The 26,043-nt window shown below is 68.3% G+C and carries 19 protein-coding genes and 1 pseudogene; 7 read left to right on the top strand and 13 right to left on the bottom strand.

From position 1 onward, the window contains the following. Positions 1-25 precede the first annotated feature (25 nt). On the bottom strand, positions 26-1,180 hold the full coding sequence (pgfA, locus tag ACNJ7E_RS27910) for a cell envelope lipid trafficking protein PgfA (RefSeq protein ID WP_280780638.1): 1,155 nt from the start codon (positions 1,178-1,180) through the stop codon (positions 26-28). Positions 1,181-1,400: 220 nt separating this feature from the next. On the opposite strand from pgfA, the pseudogene ACNJ7E_RS27905 reads away from it, so the two are divergent. Continuing rightward, positions 1,401-2,447 (top strand): annotated as a pseudogene (locus tag ACNJ7E_RS27905) (acyltransferase family protein); the annotation flags it as partial. Between the two features lie 23 nt (positions 2,448-2,470). Here the strand turns inward: ACNJ7E_RS27905 and ACNJ7E_RS27900 are convergent. From ACNJ7E_RS27900 to ACNJ7E_RS27885, 4 genes are all read right to left on the bottom strand, one after another. Then, positions 2,471-6,784, bottom strand: coding sequence for an alpha-(1->3)-arabinofuranosyltransferase domain-containing protein (locus ACNJ7E_RS27900; RefSeq protein ID WP_418341496.1), 4,314 nt, complete (start codon positions 6,782-6,784; stop codon positions 2,471-2,473). Between the two features lie 46 nt (positions 6,785-6,830). After that, the gene (locus tag ACNJ7E_RS27895) at positions 6,831-7,004 is read right to left on the bottom strand and encodes a DUF2613 domain-containing protein (protein WP_005258546.1); all 174 of its coding nucleotides are present in this window, start codon (positions 7,002-7,004) and stop codon (positions 6,831-6,833) included. A 127-nt stretch (positions 7,005-7,131) separates the two neighbouring features. Continuing rightward, on the bottom strand, positions 7,132-8,223 hold the full coding sequence (locus tag ACNJ7E_RS27890) for an isochorismate synthase (protein WP_283330884.1): 1,092 nt from the start codon (positions 8,221-8,223) through the stop codon (positions 7,132-7,134). 29 nt (positions 8,224-8,252) lie between these two features. Then, the gene (locus ACNJ7E_RS27885) at positions 8,253-8,720 is read right to left on the bottom strand and encodes a universal stress protein (RefSeq protein WP_005243718.1); all 468 of its coding nucleotides are present in this window, start codon (positions 8,718-8,720) and stop codon (positions 8,253-8,255) included. Between the two features lie 118 nt (positions 8,721-8,838). Between ACNJ7E_RS27885 and ACNJ7E_RS27880 the strand changes: the two genes are divergently transcribed. Both ACNJ7E_RS27880 and ACNJ7E_RS27875 read left to right on the top strand, forming a co-directional pair. After that, positions 8,839-10,014 (top strand): glycoside hydrolase family 3 N-terminal domain-containing protein, encoded by a 1,176-nt coding sequence (locus ACNJ7E_RS27880; protein WP_418341495.1) that lies wholly within the window; start codon positions 8,839-8,841, stop codon positions 10,012-10,014. A 102-nt stretch (positions 10,015-10,116) separates the two neighbouring features. Then, the gene (locus ACNJ7E_RS27875; RefSeq protein WP_280780642.1) at positions 10,117-10,716 is read left to right on the top strand and encodes a TetR/AcrR family transcriptional regulator; all 600 of its coding nucleotides are present in this window, start codon (positions 10,117-10,119) and stop codon (positions 10,714-10,716) included. Between the two features lie 48 nt (positions 10,717-10,764). Here the strand turns inward: ACNJ7E_RS27875 and ACNJ7E_RS27870 are convergent, their stop codons facing one another. Further along, a complete protein-coding gene (locus ACNJ7E_RS27870) occupies positions 10,765-11,628 on the bottom strand; it encodes a MaoC/PaaZ C-terminal domain-containing protein (RefSeq protein ID WP_280780643.1) in 864 nt (287 codons plus the stop codon). Continuing rightward, on the bottom strand, positions 11,628-12,974 hold the full coding sequence (locus tag ACNJ7E_RS27865) for a 3-oxoacyl-ACP reductase (RefSeq protein WP_418341494.1): 1,347 nt from the start codon (positions 12,972-12,974) through the stop codon (positions 11,628-11,630). Before ACNJ7E_RS27865 ends, ACNJ7E_RS27870 begins: the two co-directional genes overlap by 1 nt. A 130-nt stretch (positions 12,975-13,104) precedes the next feature. On the opposite strand from ACNJ7E_RS27865, the gene ACNJ7E_RS27860 reads away from it, so the two are divergent. Together ACNJ7E_RS27860 and ACNJ7E_RS27855 are read left to right on the top strand one after the other, a co-directional pair. Next, a complete protein-coding gene (locus ACNJ7E_RS27860) occupies positions 13,105-14,439 on the top strand; it encodes an acetyl-CoA C-acetyltransferase (protein ID WP_061700443.1) in 1,335 nt (444 codons plus the stop codon). A 330-nt stretch (positions 14,440-14,769) separates the two neighbouring features. Next, positions 14,770-17,064, top strand: coding sequence for a VanW family protein (locus ACNJ7E_RS27855; RefSeq protein WP_418341493.1), 2,295 nt, complete (start codon positions 14,770-14,772; stop codon positions 17,062-17,064). 71 nt (positions 17,065-17,135) lie between these two features. Here ACNJ7E_RS27855 and ACNJ7E_RS27850 read toward each other — a convergent pair whose 3' ends face one another. The 4 genes from ACNJ7E_RS27850 to ACNJ7E_RS27835 all read right to left on the bottom strand — a co-directional run bounded on the left by ACNJ7E_RS27850 (position 17,136) and on the right by ACNJ7E_RS27835 (position 22,027). Continuing rightward, the gene (locus ACNJ7E_RS27850) at positions 17,136-18,119 is read right to left on the bottom strand and encodes a type IV toxin-antitoxin system AbiEi family antitoxin domain-containing protein (protein WP_418341492.1); all 984 of its coding nucleotides are present in this window, start codon (positions 18,117-18,119) and stop codon (positions 17,136-17,138) included. A gap of 229 nt (positions 18,120-18,348) precedes the next feature. Continuing rightward, entirely contained in the window at positions 18,349-20,184 is a 1,836-nt protein-coding gene (locus ACNJ7E_RS27845; protein WP_418341491.1) for an acyl-CoA dehydrogenase, read from the bottom strand. A gap of 82 nt (positions 20,185-20,266) precedes the next feature. Continuing rightward, on the bottom strand, positions 20,267-20,890 hold the full coding sequence (locus ACNJ7E_RS27840) for a class I SAM-dependent methyltransferase (RefSeq protein WP_418341490.1): 624 nt from the start codon (positions 20,888-20,890) through the stop codon (positions 20,267-20,269). Positions 20,891-20,911: 21 nt separating this feature from the next. Further along, positions 20,912-22,027 carry a glycoside hydrolase family 183 protein gene (locus ACNJ7E_RS27835; RefSeq protein ID WP_280780650.1) on the bottom strand — a complete coding sequence of 372 codons (1,116 nt, stop codon included), beginning with the start codon at positions 22,025-22,027 and terminating at the stop codon, positions 20,912-20,914. A 285-nt stretch (positions 22,028-22,312) separates the two neighbouring features. Between ACNJ7E_RS27835 and ACNJ7E_RS27830 the strand changes: the two genes are divergently transcribed. Together ACNJ7E_RS27830 and ACNJ7E_RS27825 are read left to right on the top strand one after the other, a co-directional pair. Continuing rightward, complete coding sequence (locus ACNJ7E_RS27830; RefSeq protein WP_105417277.1) at positions 22,313-23,332, top strand: beta-ketoacyl-ACP synthase III; 1,020 nt, start codon at positions 22,313-22,315, stop codon at positions 23,330-23,332. Positions 23,333-23,366: 34 nt separating this feature from the next. After that, the gene (locus ACNJ7E_RS27825) at positions 23,367-23,990 is read left to right on the top strand and encodes a DUF3060 domain-containing protein (RefSeq protein WP_418341489.1); all 624 of its coding nucleotides are present in this window, start codon (positions 23,367-23,369) and stop codon (positions 23,988-23,990) included. On the opposite strand, the gene ACNJ7E_RS27820 is transcribed toward ACNJ7E_RS27825, so the two are convergent. After that, positions 23,991-24,752 carry an HNH endonuclease family protein gene (locus ACNJ7E_RS27820; RefSeq protein WP_418341488.1) on the bottom strand — a complete coding sequence of 254 codons (762 nt, stop codon included), beginning with the start codon at positions 24,750-24,752 and terminating at the stop codon, positions 23,991-23,993. 74 nt (positions 24,753-24,826) lie between these two features. Beyond that, the gene (locus tag ACNJ7E_RS27815) at positions 24,827-25,987 is read right to left on the bottom strand and encodes an alkaline phosphatase family protein (RefSeq protein WP_280780653.1); all 1,161 of its coding nucleotides are present in this window, start codon (positions 25,985-25,987) and stop codon (positions 24,827-24,829) included. Positions 25,988-26,043: the final 56 nt, after the last annotated feature.

The following is a 26,043-nucleotide window of genomic DNA, read 5'->3' as shown; positions in this document are numbered from 1 at the left end:
CTACGTGGCGTCCGGCTCCTTACGTCTAGCGCTCGTCGTACCTGCGCGGATCTTGCACGGGAATCTCTTCCGTCTTGTCCGTGGTCCAGTCGTGCTGCTCGGTGGGAGCCTCCGACTTGTCCAGGTCGACGTGGCGGCCACCGTCGCTCGGCGGGTAGTCGTCGCCGGCGGTGTGCGCGGGCTGCCTGCCCTTGCCGCCGCGCAGTCCCAGGACGAGTCCTGCGATCAGTGCGATGACACCGAGGATGCCGGCGATGATCGGCACGGTGCGACCGAACGTGCTGATCTTGTCCATGCCGTCCTTGGCCTGCTGGACCTGGTATTCGATGGTCTGCTCGTTGAACGGCAGTTCCACCTTCAGGACGTCGATCTCCGGCTTGTCCTTGTTGCGGGCGTAGTACTGGTGCAGCTGCTCCTGGCCCTTGACGACGACACCGGTCTCGGGCTCGACCCACAGGTCGCGCACGTTGGTGTACCAGCGGGTCATCGTGACGGGGAGGGTCCCACCGGGGACGCCCCACGCCTCGGCGGGCAGCGTCAGCTTGTTGGTGGGCGAGCTGACCACCTTCGACAGGTCGACCGGATCGATCGTCTGGTTGTAGTGGTACACCTTCAGGCCGTTGATCTCCGTCTCCTCGACGAAGTTGATGTCCTGGGTGGCGCGCGCGTTCAGGTCGAAGTAGGGGTAGCTCTGCTTCTCCGAGTTGAACGGGAACTTGTACTGCAGTCCGTCGCGCGGAACTTCCTCGGCAGGCTGGTTGGGCTGCGTCTGGATGGTGCCCACCGGGTCGTTGGTCGGCATCGACGTCTTACGGTCGACGGTGTTGCGGTCGACGATCGCGGACAGCAGTCCGGTGTCGCCCTGCTTGTCGGTGCGCCGCAGCGTCTGACCCGCCTGGAGAGTGACGACGTCCGCGTCCGCGGGGTCTTCGGTGGTGACGTAGCGCTGTGACACCAGTGGAACGTTCGTGTTGACTTCGGCCTTGCCTGCGAGAAGAGCCTGCGAGTTGAGCACGCTGCCGGAACCTTCGGCGATCGTGGTCACTTCGAGGTCCAAGGGCGTCTTCTCCAATTTGCCCACCGTGTAGGTGGGAATGAGAATGGCGACGGCCAAGAGGAAGGCACCGAGGCCCACCAGAATGCAAGCAAGTATCCGGCTCGGCCCTGAGCGCTCCGCCATGCTTTCTCTCCTAACCCAATTCTGTCGATTGAGATTCCCCCACCGGCAGCACGGCTGCACGGATCGCATGGAGCCCACATCGACACCACGTGAGGCAAAACACTAACAGTCTCGAATGCGCATTTGCCCCATCGGATAGTAAACGCATCGACCGTTCGCCAGCGAAGTGACTCGAACGGAGTTTTCCGTCACAGCCCCCGGACCAGGCACACTGTTGGTGATGAGCACCTCGGCCACCACCACGAGCACGACCGCACCGCCGCGCAGTTTCATTCCCGCACTCGAGGGAATGCGCGGTCTCGCGGCGCTGGGGGTGCTCGTGACGCACGTCGCGTTCCAGACCGGTGCGACGCACGTGCCCGTTCTCGGGCGCATCTGGGGACGATTCGATCTGGCGGTGGCGGTCTTCTTCGCGCTGTCCGGATTCCTGTTGTGGCGCAGCCATGCCGGGGCGGCGCGGGGGATGGGCCCCGCCCAGGGAATCGTCCGGTACTGGATCTCGCGGGCGACGCGCATCCTGCCCGCGTACTGGGTCGCCGTGGCGGTGGTGTTGACGTTCCTGCCCACCGCGAACGCGAGTTACCGCACGTGGTGGGCGAATCTCGGTCTCGTGCAGGTGTTCGTGCCCCTTACGCTCACCGACGGTTTGACCCAGATGTGGAGTCTGTCGGTGGAGGTGGCCTTCTACCTGGTGCTTCCGCTGCTGGCGTTCGCGCTGGTCCGGTTGCGGGGTCCGGCTGCGCGGCTGCGGGTTCCGGCGATTCTCGCGTTGATCGCGGTGAGTCTGACGTGGGCATTCGTGCCGGTGTCGACGCCGGGTGGCATTCATCACGACAACTGGCTACCGGGGTACCTGCCCTGGTTCGGAGCCGGGATGTTGCTCGCCGAGCTGGCGGTGAGTCCGCCCGGGCGAATGCACCGCTGGGCGCATCATCGCGTCCGGATGTTTCTCGTCGCCGCAGTGGCATTCGCGCTCACCGCGACCGATCTGGCCGGCCCGGAGGGGCTGGTGCGTCCCGAACCGTGGCAGTACGCCGTCAAGATGGCGCTCGGCGCCGTCATCAGCTTCGCGCTGATGGCCCCGCTGGTGCTGTCCGACACGTCCACCCACCGCTACCTCGCGAGTCCGCTCGCTCTCGCAGTGGGCCGCTGGTCGTACGGCATCTTCATCTGGCACCTCGCGGTGCTGTCGATCGTCTTTCCGGTGTTCGGGCTCGTTCCGTTCACCGGCCACTTCGTCTACATCCTGTTCCTCACGACCGTGATGAGCGTCGCGGTCGCGTCGGCCAGTTACGCGTTGGTGGAGGAACCCGCCCGCCGCGCCGTCAAGCGCTGGGAGGCGCGCGCCAGGAGCGCCGACCGTCCGAGCGGCAGCACCGCCAGCCCGGTGGCGACGAGCGCCAGCAGCAGCGGGAACTGAACGAGGAACGAGTGCCCCACGTACCCGCCGGGTGCCCGCCACGGGCCGGTGGAGAGCATCGCCATGCCGAGCATCGTCGACGCTCCGGCGACCCCCACCAGCACGCGCGCGGTGGTGGCGGTTCCGCGTAGGCGGACGAGGGTGACGGCCAGTAGCGTCACCACGACCGTCGTCGCCGCGCCGACGGGACCACCGATCACGGTGGCGGCAGCGAGGATTCCCAGCCACCCGACCGTCGCGCTGCCCCAGGTCCGCGGTGCCGGGCCGGGATCGCGCTCGCGTGCGCGGCGCGGCCACAGTGCGGCGGCGATCAGCGGAATCAGCAGGAGCAGACCGCCGAAGATCCCCAGGCGGTACCAGTGGTCGGTGGGGAAGTCGAGGGTCACCGTCCCCTCGGTTCCCGCGGGCAGGATCCACCCCTGCTGCCAGCCGTCCACGACGATCGGTGTCAGTTCGCTGCCGTCCGGTGCGGTGGCCACCCAGCCGACGTTGGTGCTCTCGGGGACGACGACGACGCGCTCGGCGTCCGAGCGGGGCACCGTGAGTTCCCGGTGGTTCTCCGTCCATGCGGTGGTCGACACCTGCTCGGTCGGAACGGCCTGGGCCTGCGGTCCGGCGTCGAGGCGGAGACTGTCGACGAAGAACGCCGACCCCGGGTCGACGGTCACGTCCTGGGATCCGGCTCCCAGCGGAACGGGGCCGGGGGTGTCACAGAGGGTTGCGGGAACCGGGTCACCGGACAGCACTTGCCCGACGGTTGCCGTGACGCTCGTGCGCACCGGCTGCCCGCCGATCGTCACGACCGGCCCCTCCTCGCAGGGCACCGTCACCGGGCGGGCGCCGGCGTCGTCGGCCGGACCCGAACCGGGCAGCAGGACGCCGTCCTCGCCCAGCACCCCGACCTCTGCGAGGCCCGCCGGCTGCAGCTGGGCGAAACCCAGCGCGTTCTGATCGAGGGTGCTCTTCCAGGACACGAGGCTGAGCACTATCCGGTCGGTCACCCGGGGTTCGACCGTCACGGTCCCGTCGTCCTCGTCGACGTCGCGCACCTGCGGTCCGTTCCCGAGGTCGACGGCGACCCGGTCGGGGGCGGCGGGCACGGCGCCCGCGCTGGGCGTCAGTTGCAGGCCGGTGACCAGCGTGGGTTGGGGAAGGTCGATCGTGAGGGTCGGTTTCGCGCCCTTGCCGCTGGTGGTGTCCTGCTTCGCCGACCAGCTGGTACGCGGATCGTTGTCGGTGGCGGCGAACGCCGACCCACGAAGGTCGGTGATGTTGCTGGTCCCGTGGGCGGACGGCGAATCCCGTTGAGTGAGAATCTCTTCCAGCGGTGCGCCGTGGCGTGCCCGCAGCGCGAGCTGCGGCGTGACCGCGGTGGGTTCGGGCACCGACAACGTTCTCTCGAACGTGCCGACCTCCTCGGGCGGCAGGACGAAGGCGTTACTGCACCGCACGCGGTCCGGGGACTCGGCGCACGAGTTGCGGCCGGGGAGTTCCTGGCTGAGATCCCAACCCGAGACGGACACACCCTGAGGAGTGGGAGGCAACACGGTCCGGTACCGGATCGGCACGGTAACCGGGGCGTCACGCTGGGAGAAGTCCTCGACCGACACCTCGCTGATGCCGAACTGCGTTCCCGCGGAACCGTTCTCGGTTCGGGTCGCGGTGATCCGCACCCACGGGGTGACACCGCCGGGAACGGACACGGCGATCGGTTTGCCCGGGGCATCCACCTTCACGGCCGTGCTGCCGTTGGGGGTCGACACCTCCATCCAGCGGACGGGGGCGCCGATCGCCGCCGGGCTGGTCGTGATGTGCAGCAGAGAACTCGTGAGTGGGGTGTTGAAGTCGATCTGGAGCCACTGGCCCAGCGCCCGCTCGATGCCGTTGCTGAACCAGCCCGTCGCCGGGTCGCCGTCGACGGTCGCGGCGGCGCTGCTGGCGGGGGAGGTGCCGCCGAGTTGCGTGGCGTCGGACGCCGCACTCGACACGCTCAGCGTCGCGCCCTCCCACTGCCCCTCCACCAGCGGGGTGTCCGCCACCGGATAGTCGGGGACGAGATTGAACGTGCGGCGGGCGTCGTCCGGGGTGCGCAGTGCCGAACTGTGATTGTCGACCTGGCCGTAATCGGTTTCCCGGTTCCGGGGCGTGTCCGTGACGGTGACGTCGTCGACCGGTAGGCCGGCGCGCGTCGCGTCCGCGGCCAGCAGTACCGGTCCGGCTCCGGGCAGGGCGCCGTTCTCCCGCAGGCGTTGCAGCGATTCGGGCCCGCCCTGCACCCGGGGGATGCCGTCGAGGTTCGCGGTGTACGGCCCGCTCGTCGTCGGCGAACCGTCCGGCATCGACACCTCGAAGATCTCGATCGCCGGATACCGGGGACGCAGGTCGCTGTCGATCACCAGGCCTTCGACATCGCCGGGACCGATGTCCTCGCCGAATTCCGCGACCTGCGTGAATCCGGGCGAGCCGGTGACGGCCTGGTGCGCGAGCAGTGGGCGCGTCGACCGCGACGTCTCGGGGTCGAGGTCGTTGCGGAGGACGAGGTAATGGATGCCCTGGCCGAGCAGGGTCTGCGCCATGCCATCCGACGGGCGGCCGTCCGTGATCAGCCGCTGGATCGAGTCCATGGCCCGGATGGTGCCGGGCGGGGTGAGCGGGACGGCGTCGCGGGACGCCCACGGCGTGGACGCCAGCGCCTGCATCGGCTCGTCGCGGGTGAGACCCCAGAGCTGGCTGCCGAACGGTGCGCCCGGCACCACAAGCGCACGCTCCGCGTCGGAACCGTCGGGGCTCGTGCCCCCGGCGTTGTCCTCCAGCCACGAGGCGGCCTGCTGCCAGTAGTCGGGGACCTCGGAATACGTGCCCCGCGGTGCGAGCTTGCCCGTCCACGCCAGCGACGTCGCCAGGGTGAGGGCGACCAGCACCAGGCTCGTCACCGCGACCATCGGTTCGCGCTCGGGGTGCGCGAACGCGCTGCGCCACCGCGCGACCGGCGCGGACCCGGGCAGCGGCACCTTCGCCAGCAGGTGCGCCAACCCGAGCACGAGGGGCAGTCGGACGAGCGGCTCGAGTTTGTGCACGTTCCGGAGGGGTGCCCCGGTGGAGTCGAGGAACAGTCGCACCTGCTCGGCGAACGGGGAGCCCAGTTCGCCGATGTACCCGGCCGCGAGTCCGGCGACGCCGACGAACAGGATCAGAGTGAGGCGACCGCGGGCCGGCATCGCCCGCATGCACAGTCCGGCGAGACCGGCGGCGGCGATCAGGCCGGTCGCCGCGACCGCGGCGGGCTGGGTGACGAGGACCGCGCCTGCGATGCGCTCGGGGGAGACGAACGGCGTCCAGCTGTCGGTGCCGCGGAGAATCTCGGCGAGGGACGTCCACTGGGTGGTCACCCCGGACGACTCGATGTAGTCGAGGAACGGCGGGCTCACCTTGCCGAGCAGCAGCAGCGGCACGATCCACCACAGCGTGGCCAGCGCCAGGAACGGGAACCACCAGGCGGTGAACACCCACCACCGACGGTTCGGCCGGTGCGCGATCCACCACAGACCTGCGACGAGGCACGCGGCGACGGTCGCGACGGCGTTGACGGCACCCATCAACGCGACGGCGAGCGCCGACTGGGCCGCCAGCCGTGCAGGTGAGTGCCACCGTGTGTCCCGGGACGCTTTGTCACTCACATGGGCGAGGGCGACGACCACGGGCAGAAGGACCCACGGCGCCAGCATCATCGGGAGGGTTTCCGACGAGATCGAACCGAGGGTGGTGAGGACACGGGGGGAGAACGCGAACGCGACACCGGCGATGATGCGGGACGAGCGGCTGCCGACGCCGAGCGCCTCGGCGAGACGGACGATGCCCCAGAATCCGGCGACGAGCAGCAGGGCCCACCAGATCCGCTGGGTGATCCACGGCGGGACGCTCAGGACGTCGCCGAGCGCGAAGAACGCGCCGTGCGGAAAGAAGTAACCGTAGGCCTGGTTCTGCACCTGGCCCATGGGGGCCTGGCTGCTCCACTGATGCGCGGCCCGTTCCAGGAATCCGATCGGATTCTGGGACAGGTCGTACTTGGTGTCAGCGGCGAGCCGGCCGGGGGTTTGGAGAAATGCGAGAAGAAACGCTACGACAGAGGCGCCGAACAGCCACCGCCGTGACAGAGGCTCCGCCGAGGGCGCCATGGACGACATGGCCGCCGACTCGGGGGAAGTGCGGGAACTTGTTGAGCCGGCGCTCTCAGCGGCTGCCGTACTCAACCTGGTTCAGGAGCGAGGAATCCGCGTTGCCGCTGCGGTCGATCTCGGGACGCGTGTTGTCCTGTGCGGCTGCGGTGATGCCGAGCGTCGCCACGGTGCCGAGAGCGACACCGACCACGGCGCTGACCACACCGGGCACAAGGAACTTCCCCATCAGACATCTCCCACCGTCGTGCCATCGACGCACACGGCTACTCCCGCGTACGAATTGCTCGGGTCAAGGTATCACCCACGGGCCGGCGAACTGCTGATTGGTGCTCGTGGGCCACCGTTTTTGCAGTTCACAGGCTCTGCTGCACGCCGAGCGCCCGGAGCAGCGTGCGCAGTTTGGTGGTCGTCTCGTCGAGTTCGGACTCCGGGTCGGACTCGGCGACGATGCCCCCGCCCGCCGTCGCCAGTGCCTCGAGTCCGTCCGCGGCGATCTCGGCGCAGCGGATGGCCACCACCCAGTCGCCGTCGCCGTCGCCGTCGCACCACCCGACGGCGCCGCCGTAGAACCGCCGATCCTCCTCGGCGTCCCGGATGGTCGCGAGGGCGAGGTCGGTGGGGGTGCCGCACACCGCGGGGGTCGGGTGCAACCGGGTGGCCAGGCTCAAAGCGCTGGTCGACGCGTCGCGCAGCACGCCTTCGATGGGGGTCGCGAGATGCCACACCTCGTGCGTGCTCGTCAGAACCGGGGAGTCCGGGACGGTCAACTCGGTGCAGAGCGGCGCCAGGACCTCCCTGATCCAGGCAGTGACGAACGCGTGCTCGGCCAGGTTCTTCGTGGACTCCAGGAGGCCGCGACCTTCCTTCTCGTCGGCCTCCGGATCGGCGCGCCGCGGGGCTGTTCCGGCGAGGGGACGGCAGGTGACGCGTCGCCCGCGCCGACTGAGCAGCACCTCGGGGCTGGCGCCGACGAGGCTGCGTCCGCGGAAGCCCTCGCCGGCCGCGGAGAGGTCGACGGCGAACCCGTTCGCGGTGGGATTCTGGTGAATCATTCTCGCGGCCAACGCTTCTGCGGAGATAGGGGTGTCCGAACGGAGGGTGACGCTGCGTGCGGCCACCACCTTGCCGAGGATGCCCTCGCGCAGGCGGTCGACGAGGGACCGCACCCGAGCCACGTGCTCGGCGGGGTCGGGGATTTGTCGCGTGAGGCGTACGGGCGGGAGGTCGGGAACGGTGCCGGGCCGCCACGGACCGTCCGTGAACTCCCACGATTCCGGGGCGGTCAGCGCGGCAGGACGCTGGGGATCGAACGGCAGCGCTCCGACGATCAACTCGGTATCACCGTTCGCGAGGGCCGCGACAGCGGCTGCCGCGGTGTCGTACCCGTGCCGCGCACCGGACGTACGCAACGTCCGGTCGGCGCGGGAGAGAAGGAAGCCGTCCATGGTCACCCGACAGTAGTCGGGCGTCCGGACTACTTCCCGGGAGGCACGATCAGCACCGGGCGGTGACTGTGGCGCAACACGTGGTCGGCGACGCTGCTCTGCAGCAACGACCGCAGGCCGGTGGTGCCCCGGGTGCCGGTGACGATGATGTCGACCGCGAGTTCGTCGGACGTCTCGACGATGGCCGTCCAGATCGTGCTGGTGCACTCGATGCAGCGACCCTCGGTGGCGAGTCCGGCGGCCTCGGCGAGTTGGACACCCTCTTCGTTGGTGACCTTGGCGTCGGAGAACGCGACGTCCTCGGTCTCCTCGTCGGGCACCCACTCGGGTTGCATCACACCGGACAGACCTGACATGCGGGCGGCCTGACGGACCATCGGCTCCCACACCGTCACCAGCACAGCGCGATTGGAGGCGAGGAAACGACCTGCGCACTCCACCGCACGCTTGGCGTTGTCGGATCCGTCGTAGGCGATCAACATCAAACCACCGGGCACTACGACCTCCTGAGTACGGGCTTCCTCTGTGTCCAGATTACCAAGACGGGCGGCAGCGGTCGTCGATTCGGCGCCTGCCGCGGGGGTGCCGACGGCGAACTGGGCTACCGTCGAACCCATGCGGATCAAGTATGCACTCGCGCTCGCTGCCTGTACCGGCCTCGTCGCCGGATGTTCGTCGGGTGGTGGCGAGATGGTCGCGGAGTCGTCGTCGGCGGCACTGTCGCCGTCCTCCGTCGAGCCGGCGTCGCACACCGGCACCGCAGCGCCCGCCGCCGCGCCGGCGTCGTGCGAGACGGAGTTCCTGCAGTCTTTGCCGTTGCGGCGCAAGCTCGCTCAACTGCTGAACGTCGGAGTGACCGGCACGGCGGATGCGGCTCAGGTGGTCCGTGACGAGCAGATCGGCGGCATCTTCGTCGGAAGCTGGACCGACGAGGCCATGCTCGCGAACCGTGAGATTCCCCAGGTGGCGTCGGCGTCGTCGCTGCCCCTGATGGTGACGATCGACGAGGAGGGTGGGCGCGTGTCGCGCGTCGAGAACCTGCTCGGTGCCGATCCGTCCGCCCGGCAGACCGCAGCCACGATGACGGAGGAGCAGACGTACCAGATGGCGCTCGAGCGCGGTCGCGGACTGAAGGACCTCGGTGTCACCGTGAACTTCGCCCCCGACGTGGACGTGAGCAGCCAGCCGGACGACAGCGTGATCGGCGACCGCTCCTACTCCGACGATCCCGCCGTGGTCACCCGCTACGCCGACGCGTATGCGCGCGGAATGCGGGACGCGGGAATCCTGCCCGTCATCAAGCACTTCCCCGGACACGGATCGGCGTCCGGCGACTCACACACCGGGGCCGTCACCACCCCGCCGCTCGAGCAGTTGCAGACGAAGGACCTCGTCCCGTTCCGGAACCTGGTGTCCACGGGTGTCGGCGTCATGCTCGGCCACCTCGAGGTGCCGGGTCTGACCGCACCCGGGATTCCCGCCAGCATCAGTCCCGACGCCGTGGCGCTGCTGCGCGGCGGCACCGGATACGGGGCGCCGCCGTTCACCGGGCCGATCTTCACCGACGACCTCAGCGGCATGCAGGCGATCACCGACCGCTACGACATCACCGTCGCCGTCGAGACCGCGCTGGAATCCGGTGTCGATGTCGCCCTGTGGCTCACCACCGACGACGTCCCGCGGGTGCTCGATCACCTCGAAAGCGTTGTGGCCTCGGGCAAGCTGCCGCAGCAGCGTGTCGACGAGGCGGTCCTGACCGTCGCGCGCGCCAAGGGCGTCATCGCCTGCTAGTGCGGAGTCCGCGACCGGGTGCTGGTATTCTTCTCGTCCGCCGGTCGGGCCCACTTTATTACCGTAGAGTAAGATAGCGGGTTCGACGATGATGGAGGACGAATGGCCGGCGGCACCAAGCGACTGCCGCGCGCAGTGCGCGAGCAGCAGATGCTCGACGCTGCTGTCGACGTCTTCTCCGACAGAGGTTTTCACGAAACGTCCATGGACGCGATCGCGGCCAAGGCGGAAATCTCGAAACCGATGCTGTACCTCTACTACGGTTCCAAGGACGAACTGTTCGCGGCGTGCATCCAACGCGAGGGCCTGCGCTTCGTCGAAGCGCTCGCTCCGGCGGGCGATCCGGGGCTGAGTCCGCGCGAACAGCTGCGCCGGGCCCTCGAAGGGTTTCTCGGATTCGTGGGCAAGCACCGCAAGTCGTGGATGGTGCTGTACCGCCAGGCGATGGGGCAGCAGGCGTTCGTGGGGTCGGTGCAGTCGAGCCGCGACCGGCTGATCGAGCTGACCGCGCACCTGCTCGAGTCCAGCACCAAGGATCCCCAGCCTGGACAGGATTTCGAACTGATCGCCATCGCCCTCGTCGGTGCGGGTGAGGCCGTGGCCGACCGCGTCGCCGGCGGCGAGATCGAGGTCGACGCCGCCGCCGATCTGCTGGAATCCCTGGCGTGGCGCGGCCTCGCGGGCAAGAAGAAGCCGGAGTGAACGGGACGCTCGTTCGATCAGATCGAACGAGCGTCCCGTTCGTCCCCGTCAGCGCAGTGTCGCGGTGAGGTGCGGGTACCCCTTCTTCGGGTGCTTGATCGACAGATCCCAGCCGTCGCCCGTCTGATCGGCGTACACGTTCAGCGTGGACGGCAGCAGGATCGGCTTGCCGAAGCGCACGCTGTACGTGACGGCGTCCGGGATCCGGCCCTCCACCGACCCGAGGACGGCGGCAGCACTCCACATGCCGTGCGCAATGGTCTTCGGGAATCCGAAAGCCTTGGCGCCCAACGTCGACACGTGAATCGGGTTCCGGTCACCGGACACCGCGGCGTACTTGCCGATCGTCTTCTGATCGACCCGCAGCGTCCGCAGCGGACGCGGCGGCTCCTCCTCGGCCTTCGGCTCGGGACCGGGCTGACCGGACAGCGACGTCTTCTGCTGACGCAGGAACGTCGACGTCTGCTTCCACACCAGTTCGCGTCCGACCCGGATCTCGCTGATCACGTCGATCAGGAGTCCCTTGCGGTGCTCACGCAGATTCTCCGCGTGCACCGACACGTCCAGGGGCTCGGTCACCGAGATGGGACGGAACTGTTCGATGACGTTCTCCGCGTGCACCGAACCGATGGCGGGGAAGGGGAAACCGTCGGACACCATCAGCTTCATCACGACCGGGAACACCAGCGTGAACGGGTACGTCAGCGGCAGGTGGTCGCCGAATCGCAGCCCGGTCACCCGGTCGTACGCCGCCAGGTTGTCGGGGTCGACGCGCACCCCGTTCAAGACCAGCGTCGTGTCCGGGGCACTGTGCCCGCTCGCGCCGATGACCGGCAGCGCGCTGCGCACGGCCCGGGTGTAGATGTCGAGCGTGCCTGGCTTCTCCGTGAGTTGCACGACCTTGCCGGACATCACGCCCCCAGCAGGCTCTGGCCGCAGACACGGACGATCTGTCCGGTGACGGCGTTGGACGCGGGGCTCGCGAAGTAGGCGACGGTCTCGGCGACGTCGACGGTCTCGCCGCCCTGCAGCAGGGAGCTCATCCGACGTCCGGCCTCGCGGGTGGCGAAGGGGATCGCCGCGGTCATCGCCGTCTCGATGAAGCCCGGTGCGACGGCGTTGATCGTGATCTTCTTCGCCGCGAGCACCGGCGCGGAGGCCTGCACGAGGCCGATGACACCGGCCTTGGAGGTGCCGTAGTTGGTCTGGCCCCGGTTGCCCGCGATGCCGGCGATGGAGGAGACGTCGATGACGCGGCCGCCTTCCTTCAGTGCACCCTTGGCGACGAGGACATCGGTGATGCGCTGCGGTGCAAGGAGGTTGACGCCGATCACCATGTTCCAGCGGCCCTCGTCCATGTTGGCGAGGGTCTTGTCGCGGGTGATGCCGGCGTTGTGGACGATGATGTCCGCGCCGCCGTGCCGTTCGAGGACGAACTCGGCGAGCTTGTCTGCCGCGTCGTCCGCGGTCACGTCCAGGGCGAGGGACGTGCCACCGACCTTGTTGGCGGTTTCCGACAGCGCCTCACCGGCGGCCGGAATGTCGGCGCAGATGACGTGCGCGCCGTCGCGGGAGAGGACCTCGGCGATGGTCGCGCCGATGCCGCGGGCCGCACCGGTGACGATGGCGACCTTCCCGTCGAGCGGCTTGTCCCAGTCGGCGGGTGCGACGGAATCCTCGGCGCCGACCCGGATGACCTGGCCGCTGACGAACGCGGACTTGGCCGACAGCAGGAACCGCAGCGTGGATTCGAGACCCGACAGTCCCGCGGAAGCCTTCGGCGAGACGTAGACGAGCTGAGCCGTGGCGCCGCGCTTGACCTCCTTGCCGACGCTGCGGGTGAAGCCCTCGAGCGCGCGCTGGGCGATGTGCTCGTCGACGCCGGACGTCTCTTCGGGGGTGGTGCCGATGACGACGACGCGCGCGGACGGCGCGAGGTTGCGGACGACCGGCTGGAAGAACTCGAACAACTGCTCGAGTTCGGTGACCGAACCGATGCCTGTGGCGTCGAACACCAATGCGCCGTACGTGTCGTCACCCGATCCCGCGGCGGGGTAGTCGGACAGCAGTTCGCGCAACGGCTCGACGAGACGGCCCTTGCCGCCGATCAGGACCGGGCCGGCGAGCGGCGGTTCGCTGTGCTTGTATCGCCGCAGGTTCTCGGGTCGCGGCAGTCCTGCTTTCGCGGCGATGAATGCGCCGGGTGCGGATGAGAGGAACTGGGAATAGAGGTCGGGAGCTCCCTTGCTGGCTGCCACGGTCCTACCTTCTGTCGTCGTTTGGCGGTCAGTCACCGAGCACCGAGTGAAGTGCGGTGTCGACAAGTAACTTACTCCTGAGTAAGAATAGTAGCCAACAGGTAATCGCACCAGATCCTTGGAGACGTCAGTGACCAGCAAAGCTCGCACCAACTCGAACTCCGCAGCGGCGCCGAAGCCAGGCGGAAAGCAGCAGCGTCCCGTCGCGATCGTCGGCGGAAACCGCATTCCGTTCGCCCGCTCCGACCGGAAGTACGCGCAGGCGTCCAACCAGGACATGTTCACCGCCACCCTCGACGGACTGGTGAGCCGCTTCAACCTCCAGGGCGAGAAGCTGGGCCTCGTCGCAGGCGGCGCCGTGCTCAAGCACAGCCGCGACTTCAACCTGATGCGCGAATGCGTCCTCGGCAGCGCCCTCAGCCCGTACACGCCGGCCTTCGACCTGCAGCAGGCCTGCGGCACCGGACTGCAGTCGATCGTCGCCGTCGGTGACGCGATCGCGGCCGGCCGCATCGATGCGGGTGTCGGCGGCGGCGTCGACACCACGTCGGACGCGCCGATCGGCGTCAACGACGAACTCCGCGAGTTCCTGCTGTCGCTGAACCGCGCGAAGAGCACCGGCGACCGCATCAAGCTCCTCGGCAACGTCCGCCCGTCCATGCTCGGCATCGAGATCCCCCGCAACGGCGAGCCCCGCACCGGGCTGTCCATGGGCGAGCACGCCGCCATCACGGCCAAGGAATTCGGCGTCCGCCGTGAGGACCAGGACGAACTCGCCGCCGCCAGCCACCAGAACATGGCCGCCGCCTACGACCGCGGATTCTTCGACGACCTGGTGACGCCGTTCCTCGGACTCACCCGCGACGACAACCTGCGGCCCGACTCCAGCGCCGAGAAGCTGGCCAAGCTGAAGCCGGTCTTCGGGGTGAAGGCGGGCGACGCCACGATGACGGCGGGTAACTCCACCCCGCTCACCGACGGCGCGTCCGCAGTCCTGCTGTCCACGGACGAATGGGCCGCCGAGCGCAAGCTTCCGGTGCTCGCGCATCTCGTCGACTCCGAGACCGCGGCCGTCGACTACATCCACGGCAAGGACGGGCTCCTGATGGCGCCGACGTACGCCATCCCGCGCCTGCTGGCCCGCAACGGCCTCACCCTGCAGGATTTCGACTACTACGAGATCCACGAGGCGTTCGCGTCCGTCGTGCTGGCGACGCTGCAGGCGTTCGAATCGGACGAGTACTGCAAGGAACGCCTGGGCCTCGACGGCGCACTGGGGTCCATCGACCGCAGCAAGCTCAACGTCAACGGGTCCTCGCTGGCGGCGGGGCACCCGTTCGCCGCGACCGGCGGCCGCATCGTCGCCTCGCTCGCCAAGATGCTGGCGGAGAAGGGCTCGGGCCGCGGCCTGATCTCGATTTGCGCCGCCGGCGGCCAGGGTGTGACGGCAATCATAGAGGCGTGATCCGACTGGCCTTTCCGGTAGCTGGGAGACCGGAAAGGCCAGCGTGCGCGCAGTGCGAGCGGGGATCCGGCAACGAGGGGTGGCCGGATCCCCGAAATCTTTTCCGACAGGTGTAACGCTGGAGATTAGCTGGCGATATCCCTGTCAGCCCCGTGTTGCTGCCTGACCCCCGACCTGGCAGCAGCGCGGGGCTCTTGCATTTCCGGCGGCCGGTACGCTGACGTGGGGGTCTCGACCGGGCCTCGCTCGGATCGGATCGCGCTTGAAATGCAACGAGCACCGACGGCAAGCTGAGGCCCGCACGAAGGACAACTCGGTGAGAGGGCCACGGTGAACGACGAAGACGGCGACAAGGGGAGCAAGACACCCGAACGGTCGACGCCGGACCCTTCCGCGACGCCCGAGAGTGTCGAACCCGAGACCGTGGCCGACCCGGCCGCCGAGGTCCCCGCTCCCGACGATGCCCCGGAACCCGAAAACGCTCCGGCTCCCGAGGACGCTCCGGCCGTCGACGATGCCCCGGCTCTCGAGGATCAGGCGGAACAGCCGAGTGCCGACGACGCCCCGACGACGCAGCTGAACCTCGGTGACCTCGGGGAACGCTCCGAGGAGCAGGCTCCCGACGCGCCGTTGTGGGTGGAGCCCCCGGCCAACGAGGACGTCACGCAGGTGATCCCCGCCATTCCGCCGGGACCCGTCCCCGGGCCCACGGCGGCGTACACCACACCGGCGGACGAGTCGACCGTGGTGGCTCCGGCTGCCGCGGCGCAGGTCCCGCCGCAGCCGGCACCGGAAACTTCCGCGCCCGCCGAGCCGTCCGCGGAACCGACCAAACCTGCCCGTGCTCCCTGGGTGAAGATCGCAGCAGTCACCGGTGGTGTGATCGCCCTGATCGGCATCGCGTACGCCGCGGACCTCGCGGTGTCCTCCGGGAACGTCCCGCGCGGGGTGACCGTGGCAGGCGTCGACGTGGGCGGTTCGTCCCGCGAGGAGGCCGAGGCCATTCTGCAGGCGCAGGTCGGCCCGCGCGCCGATCAGCCGCTGACGGTGACTGCCGGCGACGTGTCGACGCAACTCGTTCCGTCGGCCGCCGGGCTCGGTGTCGACTGGGAGGCCACCCTCGACCGGGCCGATTCGCAGCCGCTCAACCCGTTCACGAGGCTCACGTCGTTGTTCACCACCGACGAGATCGGTGTGGTGTCGACCCGCGACGAGGCCGCGCTGGCCTCCGCCGTCGACGGCCTCCGCAGTGAGACCGATCGCGCGTCCCGTGAGGGGACCGTCGTGTTCGAGGGCCCGACCCCGGTTCCGGTGGACCCGTCGACCGGGCAGAACCTGAACGGCGAGGGCGCCGAGGCGGCGTTGACCGAGGAATGGGCGTTCGGCCGGACCGTGGACCTGCCCGTCGACGTCGTGCCCGTGACGGTGACGAAGGAAGGCGTCCAGCGGGCGCTCGCCGAGGTGGCGGTGCCCGCTGCCTCCGCCGATCTGGTGGTGACCGGTCGTGACGGCAAGGTCGCGACCGCGGCGCGTCAGCAGATCGGTGCCATCGTCGGCTTCGAACCGGACGGCAACGGTGGGCTGAAGCCCACCTACAACATCGAGGCCGCGATCGGCATCCTGGCGCCGCAGCTCGTCTCGACGGAGATCGCACCGAAGGACGCGACGATCACGCTCGACGGCGGATCGCCCACCGTCGTCCCCGCGGTCGTCGGCGACCTGGTGCAGTGGCCCAAGACGTTGGAGACGTTGCCCGAGTTGTTGCGCGGCAATGGTTCTCACGCCACTGCCGCGGTGTACGGGCCTGTTCCTCCCGCCCTCACCACGGAGGCCGCGCAGGCGCTCGGCGTGAAGGAAGTGATCGGCGAGTTCACGACCGGCGGCTTCTCTGCGGCGTCGGGTACCAACATCCGGCTCGCCGCCAGTGAGATCAACGGGGCGCTCATCAAGCCGGGCGACACGTTCTCCCTCAACGGGTACACCGGCCCGCGCGGCACGGCCCAGGGCTATGTGGAGTCGGGCATCATCAACAACGGTCGCCCGGACACCGCGGTCGGCGGCGGTGTGAGCCAGGTGGCGACGACGCTCTACAACGCCGCGTATTTCGCCGGCATGGAGGACGTCGCGCACACCGAGCACTCGTACTACATCTCGCGTTACCCCGAGGCGCGTGAGGCCACCGTCTTCGAAGGCGCCATCGACCTGCAGTTCCGCAACACCGCCAAGACGGGTGTGATGATCCAGGCCATCGGCGGCGCCTCGGATCTGACCATCCGGTTCTGGGGAACCAAGACGGTCGACGTCGAGTCGATCACCGGTAACCGGACCAAGCCGACGGAGCCCGACACGGTCACCCTGCCCGCCGGCGATCACTGCATCGCCTCCAGTGGCGCACCGGGATTCACCGCCAGCGACACCCGGGTGATCTCCGATCACGCGACCGGTCAGGAAATCTCCCGGAACACCAGGACGGTCCGCTACGACCCCGTCCCGATCGTCAAGTGCGAGGAACCCGCCGCCGCACCCAAACCCGACGAGCGCACCCCCGCCGCCTCGCCGGCCCCCTCCGCCCCGGCGGAAAGCCCGAAACCCACCCCGAAGCCGAATCCGAACGACGGCGAGTAGCCGCACCACTCTCGGTTCGCGCACCGCTTTTCGGGCCCGAAAAGTAGAGCGCGAACCGAGAAAGGGTGCGACTACAGCGACCGCACCGTAAGCCGCTGGGCGGACGGGAGCGGTGCCTGCGTCACCCAGCCTCGTGGCGACCCGGCACGCGCGATCGCGCGGCGGACACGCTCCGCCACCAGCCGCGGTGACCCGAGGTCGTCCCAGGTCCACCGCACCACCTGGAATCCGAGGTCGCGCAGCGCGTCCTCGCGTTGCTTCTCGGCGAAGACCGCGTCGCCGGGGGATTGCCCGGGTTTCAGCAGCCGTCCGTACTTGACGCGTCCGTCGAACTCCCCGAGCACGATGCCGTCGAAGTGGAAGTCGACGCGTCCGATTCGGCGCCCGCCGGGTTCGAACACCTCGCCTTGCTGGGACAGGGCGGGCAGCCCGGCACTCGACAACATGACCCGGCTTCGAGATTCACCGACGCTTTCGCTGTGCCCGCTCACGAAGCGGACGACCCTCCGCGCCGCATCGACACCGTGACGACGCGCAGCGCGGGCGATTTCGGCGTCCAGGTCCTCTCGGCTGATGCCGAACCTCCGGACGGCCGCGTCACCCACCACGACGGCCTGCTCGAACGGCAGAGTTCTCGCGAGGTCGATGAGGGTCCGCGCTGGGAGGGTCAGCGAATGCCCGTCCACCACTGCCACACGCTCTCCGATGGGCGCGCAGTGCACCGTGGTCCGCCGCTTGATCCGGCCACCTCCGCGTCGGTTTCTGGTGACGTGCACGCGGTCGAGGGGCGTCTTCCACAACGGCAGCCCGTACACGACGGCCGCGGATTGGTGGCTGAGCACTGCGTCGTCCGACACGGCGTGAATTGTCGAGTCGATGAGGAAGCGATGACGTTCCTTCTCGCCGAGCGCCGAGTACATCGACGCGGAGAGATATGCGCCGCGCCCGATGCGCTGCCATTCGCCGCGTGTGTACAGGCGTCGGATCTCGTCGTCGCTGTATCCGCGGTCCAACGCCTCCTGGCGTCGCAGCATCGCCCCCGGGTCATGTTCCATGGGAACGATTCTCGCCGGAGCCGCCTGAAGAATCCGGTCCGAAGTGCCCGGCTGTGGATGAACTGAGGCTTGTGGACAACTCCCGCACTCTCTCTCGGCTCGCGCACTACCTATGGGAGCCGAAAAGGGGTGCGTCGACCGGGAAAGAGTGCCGGAGTCCACATGGTCGGGACACGAAAAAGCCCGGCGGCCGGGGAGCTACCCCGGCCGCCGGGCCGTCTGAAGCCGATCAGAACGCTGCTTCGTCGAGCTCCATGATGTCGTTGTCGATGTTGGCGACGATGCTGCGGGTGGCGGTCAGTTCCGGCAGAACGTTCTTCGCGAAGAAGGACGCGATGGCGACCTTGCCCTCGTAGAACGCCTTGTCCTTGTCGGAGACACCCTCGTCGAGGGCCTTGATGGCGATCTCGGACTGGCGGAGGAGCTGCCAGCCGATGAGCAGGTCGCCGACGGACATCAGGAAGCGGACGGAACCGAGGCCGACCTTGTACAGCTCGGACGGCTGCTCCTGCGCACCCATGAGGTACCCGGTGAGGGTGGCGGCCATGGTCTGGACGTCCTCGAGGGCGGTGGCGAGCAGGGCGCGCTCGGCCTTGAGGCGACCGTTGCCTGCCTCGCTGTCGATGAACTTCTTGACCTCGCCTGCGACGTGGGCGAGTGCCACACCGCGGTCGCGGGCGATCTTGCGGAAGAAGAAGTCCTGCGCCTGGATGGCGGTGGTGCCCTCGTACAGCGAGTCGATCTTGGCGTCGCGGATGTACTGCTCGATCGGGTAGTCCTGCAGGAAGCCGGAGCCACCGAAGGTCTGCAGGCTGTCCGTCAGGTACTGGTAGGCCCGCTCGGAACCGACGCCCTTGACGATGGGGAGCAGCAGGTCGTTGACGCGGAACGCGAGGTCCTTGTCGGCACCGGACACCAGCTTGGCGGTGGCCTCGTCCTGATGCGCCGCGGTGTACAGGTACACGGCGCGCAGGCCCTCCGCGTACGCCTTCTGCATGGCGAGGGCGCGACGGACGTCGGGGTGGTGCGTGATGGTGACGCGCGGCGCGGCTTTGTCCGTCATCTGCGTGAGGTCGGCGCCCTGGACGCGTTCCTTCGCGTAGTCGAGGGCGTTGAGGTAGCCGGTGGAGAGGGTGGCGATGGCCTTGGTGCCAACCATCATCCGGGCGTGCTCGATGACGTCGAACATCTGCGCGATGCCGTTGTGGACCTCGCCGACGAGCCAGCCCTGGGCGGGAATGCCGTGGCCGCCGAAGGTGACCTCGCACGTGGCGGAGACCTTCAGGCCCATCTTGTGCTCGACGTTGGTGACGAAGACGCCGTTGCGCTCGCCCAATTCGTTGGTCTCGAAGTTGAAGTGCGTCTTCGGGACGAAGAACAGCGACAGTCCCTTGGTGCCGGGGCCTGCGCCCTCGGGGCGGGCCAGGACCAGGTGGAAGATGTTCTCGAACAGGTCGTCGGAGTCGGCGGAGGTGATGAACCGCTTGACGCCCTCGATGTGCCAGGAGCCGTCCTCCTGCTTGATGGCCTTGGTGCGGCCTGCGCCGACGTCGGAGCCGGCGTCGGGTTCGGTGAGGACCATGGTGGCGCCCCAGCCGCGTTCGACGCAGGTGGCGGCCCACTTCTTCTGCTCTTCGGTGCCGTTGTGGAACAGCACGTCCGCGAACGCGGGTCCGGCCTGGTACATGTGCGCGGCCGGCTGGGCGCCGAGGATCAGCTCACCGATGGCCCACACGACGGACCGGGGGACGGGTACGCCGCCGATCTCCTCGGAGAGTCCCATGCGGTACCACTCGGCGTCCCACAGTGCGCGGAACGACTTCTTGAACGATTCCGGCAGGGTGACGGTGTGGTTTTCGGGGTCGAAGACCGGAGGGTTGCGGTCGGCGTCGGCGAAGGACTCGCCCAGCGGCCCCTCGGCGAGGCGGGCAACTTCGCTGAGCATGTTGCGGACGGTGTCGGCGTCGAGATCGCCCCACACGCCTTCACTCAGCGGCTGCTCGAGACCGAGTACCTCGAAGAGGTTGAACTCCAGGTCGCGGACGTTGCTCTTGTAATGGCCCATGTCTTCTGTCTCTCCCAGTGAGATGGTGCGGTCTATCCGTTAGTACCGCCCAAGTTATTACTCGTCGGTAACATCAGCGATATTACGCCCGATTTACCTGACTGCCAAGACTCGGGCGGTGTGCGACGACGAGCGCGTCGATCGCCGTTCCGGCGTCCGTCTCGCGGAATCGTCGTTCGGCGACGTCGACGGAGAGTTGCCCGCCGAACGCGTTCACCAAATCGTCTGGTGTGTATAGGATTTCAGCGTCCTGGGGACCCCCGACTCCCTGTGACAAGTTAACGGCGTCATGCCCCAAAATCATGAGGATTCCATCAGGTTTCAGCGCAGATATGGCGCGGTTCACAACCTGCAGACGCTCCTCGGGGGCGAGATGGAGGTAGATCATGAGCACGAGGTCGTACTCGCCGCCGACGTCCGTATCGGTGACGTCGGCGACGCGGTAGTCGAGCCTTTCGCGGACCGAGCGGGGTGCCTCGGCGGCCACCCGGCGGGCCTTGTCGACGGCCACGGCCGAGTAGTCGAGCCCCGTCACCTCCCAGCCGCGGGTGGCGAGCCAGTGCGCGTTGCGGCCCTCGCCGCATGCGAGGTCGAGTGCGCGGCCGCGGGGGAGCGAGGTGACCCGCTCGACCACGACGGCGTTGGGTGGCGCGCCCCACACCAAGTCGCTCTGTGAATACCGTTCGTCCCAGGCAGCTGCATCCATGCCCCGACGCTAGTACGCGGGCTACGGCGTGAGTGTGGTCCGCATGAGGAGCACGTTGTAGTTGTTGTGCACCGTCGTGAGGAAGTAGAGGTCGCGGCCCGACGACCACGGGTGGATGTAGGCGCCGTACGCCGTGGGCAGCTCCCGGGTGTCGACGAGCACCTCCGGTGGGCCCCACGGTCCGGTGACCGACGGGGAGCGTCGCATGACCACGGAGTTGTACTGGTCGGTGGTCAGCATGAGGTATTGGCCGAGGTACTCGTTGTACGCGACGGACAGTTCGCCGACTCCGCCCGGCATGATCGGCTTGGCGACGTCGGGGTTGCCCTTGATCCACTTGGCGCCGTCGAAGTATTCGTACGCGCCGAGGTCCATGATCTGGGGTTCCGGAACCCGCGCGACGTGGACGAGTCCGCCGCGGCCGGCGGGTGTTCCGTACTGGTAGACGAAGCCGTCGGCCTTGACGAAGGCGCTCATCTGGAAGTTGGCGTTGCCGCCGACGTTCGGGCGCTGCGTCTCGGGGGCGACGGTCCAGTTCTCGCCGTTGTCGTGTGAGTACACGAGACCGGAGTAGTTGGTGTCCCACGTTCCCGCCGGTCCCCAGTTCTTCACCGACATCATGCTCAGAACCTGGGTGTTGCCGACGGCGACGCCGGCGGTGGGGATGCGGCTGATTTCGACGAACGGGATCTTCGGGCTCGGGACGAGCTCCTTGGACTGGCCGAAGATGTCGCGGGGAGAGCTGTCGAAGTTCATCCCGTCGGCAAGGATGCCGTCCGTGCTGCGGAACAGTGTGCTGCTGCGCCAGGCCCACAGGCTGCCCGACAGCAGGTTGGGCAGTCCGAGCCCGGCGGAGTCGCCGAACGCCGTGAGGACCTGCCCCTGGCCGTTGTCCCACATGATGCCGAGGTCGGTGCCGAGGACGTTGGCGTCCTGGGTGCGGTTCGGGCTGAGCATGCCGGTCTGCTGTGCGACCGCCTGGGTGCGTCCGGTGAGGTGCGGAATCCCGTTGGTGCCGTTGAGTCCGGGGATCGGATTGATGGCGTTGGGATTCGCGGCGGCTGGGCCGGCGAATGCGATCAATGTCACGGCCGCGCCGACGAGTGACGCTGCTGCAAGAGCTCTGGTTCGCTTCACGAAGGACACTCCATCTCTAGCAGCAGGCGGCACTGCGTGGCCCGAAGAGACCACTCCCCCTACCGGTGATCAACTGCTGGAAATCGCCAGAAGTCTAACAAGTCTGTTCTTACGAAAGTGTCGGTTTGACCGCAGTGTTCGTTTCATCGGCACCCCCACCGAACCGATATTACCGACGAGTAACAGGAACCGGTGCTACCCGCTGGGCGGTCGCCGACGTAACGTGTGCTGGCGACAAGTCCACACTGCGCGTAACCACGCGGGACCTGATGAGGAGATCGATCGATGGGAAAGCAGATTGCCACCGTGGCTGGAGGTCGGCAGTCCGCCCTTCTCGGGCTCGGCGTGTACCGGCCCGAACGGGTCGTCACCAACGACGAGATCTGTGAACTGATCGACTCGAACGACGAGTGGATCCAGTCGCGCTCGGGTATCCGCAACCGGCGGTTCGCGGCGGAGGACGAGAACGTCGTCACGATGTCCATCGAAGCCGGGCGTAAGGCGATCGAAGCGAGCGGGATCGATCCCGAGCAGATCGGCTGCGTCATCGTCGCGACGTCGACGTACCTCCTGCTGACCCCGCCCGCCGCGGCGGTGGTGGCCGACGCCCTGGGCACCAACGGGCCCGGAGCGTTCGATCTCGGTGGTGGCTGCGCGGGCTTCTGCACCGCGCTGACCGTGGCGTCGGATCTGGTTCGCGGAGGGTCCGTCGACTACGCCCTCGTCGTGGGCGTCGAGAAGATGAGCATCACCACCGACCCCACCGACCGCTCGACGCGGTTCATCTTCGGTGACGGCGCCGGCGCCGTGGTCGTGGGCAAGAGCGACGTCGCCGGCATCGGTCCGGTGGAGTGGGGTTCGGACGGCGCCCAGGCCGACGCCATCGTGCAGGACCTGGATTGGTACGAATACATCACGACGCCGGGTGCCACGCGCCCGTACATCAAGATGGCCGGTACCGCGGTGTTCCGCTGGGCCGCCTTCGAGATGGGCAAGGTGGCCCTGCGGGCGATCGAGAAGGCCGGCATGTCGGTCGACGATCTCGACGCGTTCGTCCCGCACCAGGCCAACTCGCGGATCACCGAGGTGATCGCCCGCAGCATGAAGCTCCCCGAGAACGTGCCCGTGTCCGACGACATCGCCGAGAGCGGCAACACGTCGGCCGCGTCGGTGCCGCTCGCCATGGAGGAGATGCTGCAGTCCGGCGCAACCAAGCCCGGCGACACCGCCCTGCTGCTCGCCTTCGGAGCCGGGCTGTCCTACGCGGCCCAGGTCGTGACGATGCCGGTACTCGCGAAGAACTGATCCGGGCCCGTCGGGGTCAGGAAAGCAGGGGTCGATGAGTATCACCCGGCAGTCGGTCGCCGTCGCGGTGCTGATGTCCGGCGCCGTGGCCCTCGCGGGCTGCGGCGGCGGGAGCACCGGCGGCGGCAGCACCTCGACGGTGTCCGGCTCCGCGGTGGAACTGAACTCGGGCGGTGACTGCGCGGGCCGCGACGTGATCGTCGACAGGGACGGTGCCGTGGTCGTCCTCGACGGCGAGTGCGGCACCGTCACCATCGAGGCCAACGGCGTCTCGGCGAACGTCGCGACGTCGAACGCGGTCGTCGTGAACGGTCAGGACACCAACGTCGTCGGCGGGCAGACCGGAACGCTCACCATCTCGGGACGCAGCAACAGTGCCACCATCGACGTCGTCGAGTCGATCGACGTGCAGGGCAACGCCGTCACCGTGCTCGGCAAGCAGGCGGGGCGGATCTCGGTCGGCGGCAGCGGGAACTCCGTGACCGTGGACGACTCCGGTTCGATGACGGTGAGTGGCAACGACAACTTCGTGCGCGCCGTGTCCCTCGACTCCCTCGAACTCACCGGGTCCAACAACTCCGTCGACTGGGATTCCGGTGCGCCGGCCCCGTCGGTCGACACGGGCTCCGAGAACCGGCTCACCCCGCCCGGCGCGTGATCACCGGGCTCCGCAGCCGGTGAGCACCGCGGACATCGCATCGCGCTCGGGCGGCGTCACCCAGAGCCGGTACGCCACTTTCACTTCCACCTGCCGCGCCACGTAGGTGCAGCGGTACGCCGCCAGCGGGGGCAGCCATGTCGACGCGTCGGCGTCGCTCTTGCGCTGATTGGTGGGTCCGTCCACCGCCTGCAGATTGCGGGGATCGTTCGCGAGGTCCGCCCGGGTCTGCGCGTCGAGGAGCTGAGCGCCCTTCTGCCACGCGTCCGAGAGTGCCACCACGTGATCGATTTGCACGGCGTCCGACGTCTTCGTGCCCCGGGTGAACGCAATGATGGTGCCCGTGTAGAGATCCCGCAACGTGCCCGACTGCACCACGCAGTTGCGGGTGCGGTCCCGTGACGTGATGTCGACGAGGTCGCGTCGCAGGATGTCGTTGCGGGTGTCGCAGCCGTTGCGTCCGAGTTCGACCGACACGTTGTCGGTCCAGCTGGCGCCGAACAGTTCCCGGTCGTAGCCCGTCTTGGGTGCCCGGCCCTTCACCTCGAGGGTGGACAGTTGCGTGAACGCCGTCTGTATCTGTTGTGCGTCAGTGACTTCCGAGGGTGCGACCGGTCCGGTTCCGGCGGCAAGGGTGTCGTCGGGGTCCGGAGTGAGCATCGTGACGAGCACGACGATGAACAGCCCGGCGAGGATCCAGGGCCACTTCGTGCGGATGGTCGTGATGATGGAGCCGGTGTTCGGTACCGCAGAGCGGGGCATGAATCTCTCCTGAAATCAACGCTGTTCGTCATTTCTATCAGGAGTGGCCGCGCGGACCGGTGAGCGACCCGGGTTTACGTGGTGGCGCCGTGCAGCAGAGGAATCAGCAACTCGTCGTCGCTGAGTGCGCCGTGCTGCCCGGGCAGGGCGGACAGCCTCGACTCCGCCTTGCGGCGGACCACCGCGACGCCGCCCTGGGCGATGGCGACGACGTCCCCGATACGGCCCTGCACCTCGGACCGCACGGCCGGGCCGAACAGTCCCGCCGTGACAGCCTCGTCCCTCGTGCCGATCCACATGCGGTGTCCCAGTTCACTCCTCCACCGGTCGGCGACGTCGTGCCCGGCTCCGGCGCGGGTGTGGACGTGCCTGCACCGCGGTTCGCCGGCGAGCGCCACCACGTCGTCCGACAGGGCGGGAGTGGCGTCGAAGTCGATCTTGTCCGCGTCGTCGACGATGACCATGCCGTGGTCGGCGGTGACGTACAGGTGGGTGTCGGGTTGTGCCGCCGCGAGTCCCGCGGCGAGCCTCTCGACGAGCCGGTCGACGAGGGCGACCTGGTGCAACCAGGATTCGGATCCCGGTCCGTAAATGTGACCGAGCGTGTCGATTTCGCTGAGGTAGCAGTAGGTGAGGGTCCGGTCGCCTGCCCGGGCCGCGGTGACGACGTGCGCGATCAGGTCACCGTATGCGTGTATTCCTGCGAACGTGCCGCCGCGGAGGACGGCGCGGGTGAGCCCGGACCCGTCGAACTTCGCGGGAACCACCGTCGTACACGTGATACCGGCTGCCGCGGCGCGTTCGAACACGGTCGGAGCGGGCTGGACGACCTCGGGCACCAGCCGGGTGAGTTCGTCGCCCTTGTGGCCCGCGCGCCACGACAACCAGTTGAGCGTGCCGCGAACCTCACGAACGTATGACTGGTAGCCGGTGATGCCGTGACTACCGGACGGCAACCCCGTGCCGAACGACGCGATGCTGGTGGCGGTCGTGGTGGGGAAGCCGGCCCGGATCGGCCGTCCCGTCAGGCTGTCGAGAAACGGGGCGTGTTCGCGGTGGCGACGCAGCGATGTCCAGCCGAGGCCGTCGATCAAGAACACCACGGTGTGCCTGCTGTCCGGCAGGTGCAGCCGGTTGGGTTCGCCGGCAACGCCGAGTGCGGCGAGGACGGACGGCATCAGGGCGGACAGCGTCGGCTGCGAATACACGTCGAGCGGGGGCGCCGTAACGGTCATGACTTCCACTATGGTGGATCGGCTCGGGCTGCACTTGGGATATCGGCTCAGCCCGC

The organism is Rhodococcus mengyinensis (assembly GCF_048381435.1).
In the GTDB taxonomy this organism is placed as follows: Bacteria; Actinomycetota; Actinomycetes; order Mycobacteriales; family Mycobacteriaceae; genus Rhodococcus_F; species Rhodococcus_F opacus_D.
This window is presented reverse-complemented; position numbering and strand designations above follow the sequence as displayed.